The organism is Streptomyces sp. NPDC096105 (genome assembly GCF_044763335.1).
Taxonomy (GTDB): Bacteria; Actinomycetota; Actinomycetes; order Streptomycetales; family Streptomycetaceae; genus Streptomyces.
On record NZ_JBIWGC010000009.1, the window covers coordinates 44211 to 47952 of the forward strand.

At 71.1% G+C, this 3742-nt stretch carries 2 protein-coding genes; both read left to right on the top strand.

Annotation, left to right across the window (positions count from 1 at the left end; all coding sequences use genetic code 11):
* The first annotated feature begins 7 nt into the window (after positions 1-7).
* Positions 8-3220 (top strand): AAWKG family protein, encoded by a 3213-nt coding sequence (locus tag ACIQ8B_RS16515; protein WP_403547508.1) that lies wholly within the window; start codon positions 8-10, stop codon positions 3218-3220.
* A gap of 16 nt (positions 3221-3236) precedes the next feature.
* Positions 3237-3740 carry a YbaB/EbfC family nucleoid-associated protein gene (locus ACIQ8B_RS16520; RefSeq protein ID WP_106412336.1) on the top strand — a complete coding sequence of 168 codons (504 nt, stop codon included), beginning with the start codon at positions 3237-3239 and terminating at the stop codon, positions 3738-3740.
* The last annotated feature ends 2 nt before the right edge of the window (positions 3741-3742 follow it).

Here is a 3742-nt window from a genome sequence, read left to right on the forward strand (position 1 = left end):
TTCGGTGATGGCCAAGCCCGCGGACGACAACAACAACGAAGACAACTGGAAGCGAGCGGTCGAGCTCCTCACCGGCTACCCCCTGCCGAAACGCAGCGAGTTGTTCAATGACTTGCGAGGCAATGACGGCATCCCGCTCATGCATGTCCGGGTGGAGGACCTCAACGCTTCGTACCTGCCGGGTTTTGTCTCCCCGAGCGGCTGGAAGACGCACAACACCGACTACACGATCCCTTTCTACGTTCCCGTCGGCGACAACCCTTCCCCGGGGACCACCGTCTACGCGTACCGCGCGTACATCACCTTCCTCGGGGGCCTGGCTCATGTGGTGCCGAACGGCGACGACGAGATACCGGCCACATCGAAGACCAGCGAGGTCCTGAAGAACAAGGGCATCTGGAACAACGAGGGCGACAAACTCGACTGGGACACCAACGCCCTGGTCCAGTACGTCTACGGTTCCAGGGACGTCCTTGCGCATCTGAAGACGTGGCCCCACACCACCCACGGGTACAAGAGCCGCTCCAGGGATGTGAGCGACGCCCACTACGTCGACCTGCTCTCCTTCACGGAAACGGCCAAGGCGTTCGACCGGGCCGTCAAGTTCTTCGAGAGCGGCGCGCTCACCATCGGCAAGTGGGACACCGAGGACATCGGAGAGGGCAGCGACTCCTGGGACGGCACATCGGCCGCCATCTTCAAGGAACTCATCCACAAACTGGCCCGTAACTACGAGGGCTACGCCGACCAGGTCAACGGGAAGGGCGGCACGGAGGTCGCGATCACCATCGACAACGTGACGGTGACGTCCGAGCCCGCCCGGGCCCTCGCCGCGGCACAGAGGGTTCTCCTCGAACAGGTGACGAACCTCTACAACGCCTGGGAGGCATGGAGAGCGGAGAGCAATCCGCAGCGCTGGCTGTACGACATGCTCCAGGCAGCGCGCTTGCATGTCCTCGAAAGCCAGCACGCTCACACGGACCTCGACGCGGACTACTACTACAACGGCATGTACGGCACCAACACCTATACGATGGTGACGAAAGAGGATTTCGTCAGCGAGATCGTCATCGAGGGGAAGCCGTACGGCAAACCGACCGACATCGCCACGTGGAAGGCGATCGGTGAGGAGGCGATCCGCCGCTGGGACCAGTCCGTGCAGGACTGGCTCAGCACGGCCGGCGCCAAGGCCATTGTCGCGGTCTACGACGCGTTCACAGCGGCTCAGAAGGCGTTCGACACCAGCCTGACCGACAAGGACAAGGGCGACCTCTCCGAGATCGCCTCCAAAGTGGAGGCGGACGCCGCGAAGAAGGAGGCGGCCGCTGCTGCCGCCGCCGCCAAGGCGCAGGCCGACGCGGACCGGGCCGAGGCCAAGGCGCAGGCCGACGCCGCCAGGGCGCAGGCCGCCGCCGACCGGGCGGAGGCGCAGGCGCGGGCAGACGCGGACCGGGCGCAGGCCGACGCGGACCGGGCGGAGGCGCAGGCGCGGGCAGACGCGGACCGGGCGCAGGCCGACGCGGACCGGGCGCAGGCGAAGGCGCAGGCGGACGCGGACCGGGCACAGGCCGAGAAGGACAAGGCGGAGGCCAAGGCGCAGGCCGACGCGGACCGGGCGCAGGCGAAGGCGCAGGCGGACGCGGACCGGGCCGAGGCCGACAAGGACAAGGCGGAGGCCAAGGCGCGGGCGGACGCGGACCGGGCCGAGGCCGACAAGGAAAGGGCCGAGGCCAAGCAGGCGGCAGCCCAGCAGCAGGCATTCGTCCTCGCGCAGAACCAGAAGGCCCAGGACGAGGCGCGCAAGGAACGGGAACGAGCCTATGCGCAGGCCGAAGCCGACCGGGCGGAGGCCAAGGCCGCGCAGGAGGAGGCCAAGGCACGGGCCGAGCAGGAGCGGGCCGAGGCCAAGGCCGCGCAGGAGCAGGAGAAGGCGGAGGCCAAGGCGCAGGCCGAAGCCGACCGGGCGGAGGCCAGGGCCGCGCAGGAGGAGGCCAGGGCGCGGGCCGAGCAGGAGCGGGCCGAGGCCAAGGCCGCGCAGGAGGCGGCGCAGGCCGAGGCGCGCGCCGAGCGGGACGCCGCCAGGCAGGAGCAGTCCGACGCGCAGGCCGAGGCCGAGGCCGCGCAGGAGGAGGCCCGCCGCGAGGCGCTGAGGGAGCAGCAGCAGGCCAGGCTGGACGCCCAGCAGGCCAGGGACGAAGCCCAGGCGGACTACGAGCAGCAGAAGGCCGAAGCCCGCGCCGAGCGCGATGCCGCACTCGCGGAGGCCGACCGCCAGGAGGCGGAGGCCAGGCGGGAGTACGAGCGGGAGAAGGCCGAGGCCCAGGAGCAGCGGGAGCAGGCCCGCGAGGAGGCCGAGCAGGACCGGGCGGAGGCACGCGCGGAGTACGAGCGTGAGATCGCCGCCGGGACCCCCGAGGCCGAGGCCCGGCAGGAGTACGACCGGCGGCTCGCGGAGATCGATGCCGCCGAGCGGGAAGCCGTCGAGCGGGCGGACGCCGCCGAGGCCGAGGCCAGGCGGGAGTACGACCAGGCGAAGGCCGACGCCCAGGCGGACCGGGCGGAGGCGCGCAGCGAGGCCGAGCAGGCACGCAAGGACGCCAAGGCCGAGTACGACCAGCGCATGCGGGAGATCCAGGCCGAGTACGACCGGATCGACTCCGGTGGCAAGGACATCGAGGAGCAGATCCGTCAGCGGATCGCCGACCTCTCCGAACCCCCCGGTCTGGCCGCCATCAACGGGGCTGCCGCGGCCGACTCGATGTACTCCTCCGTGTTCAACGACAACCTCTACAATCAGGACGACCTCGCCTCGGCACTGGGCCGCCCGGCGGGCAGCGACGCCATGGCGGGCGCCGGCACCGGCACGGGATCGGGGTCGGGGTCGCCCGGCATGTACCCGCCGATGACGCGGGGCGCCGGTGGTGAGGGCGGCGGCAGCGCCGGCGAACGTACCAGGAACGTCATCGAGCCCGGTGTCACCCGGTCCGGCCGGACGGCCGGCACGTCGGCCGCCGGCGACGAGGAACACCGCGTGGTCCCCAGGGGCACGCAGACCAGCAGCAGCATGCCCTTCATGCCGCCCATGGGCGGCATGGGCGGGGCGGGGGAGGGCAGGCCGCAGACGGAGAGCGGGGACAGGGAACGGACCACATGGCTGACCGAGGACGAGGACGTCTGGGGCACCGACGAGGGCGGCGCGCCGCAGGCCCTGGGGCGCTGACGGAAAGGTGAACGGGATGAGTCAGCCGATGGAGGACCGGGTGGCCCAGGCGATGGCCCGCCTCGAAGCGGCGGAGAAGGCCGCGGACTCGGCACGGAGGGAACTGGACTCGGCGTCGGCCACCGCCCGCTCGGCGGACCGGTCGGTCCGGGTGTCCGTCGGTGCGAAGGGGGAACTGACCAGCCTGGAGTTCCTCGACGGCAAGTACCGCACCATGGCGGCGGCCCAGCTGTCCGCGGCCGTGCTGGAGGCCGCGAACAAGGCGCGGGCCGAGATGGCCCGCCGGGTCGTCGACACCCTTGAGCCGCTCACCAGGATGACCATGTGGGGTGCCCCGGAGCGGACCGGGGTCGACTGGGAGTCGATCTTCGGATCGCTGCTCCGCGAGACCTCCGTGACGAAGGAGCCGACGGCGATGAGCCGGCTCCGCGACGAGATCGTCGAGGACGACGAGGAGCCCGCCGCCCCGCCGGTGCACGGCACGGCGGACGGGCGACGGGAACGGCAGGAGGGGGCGTAGTC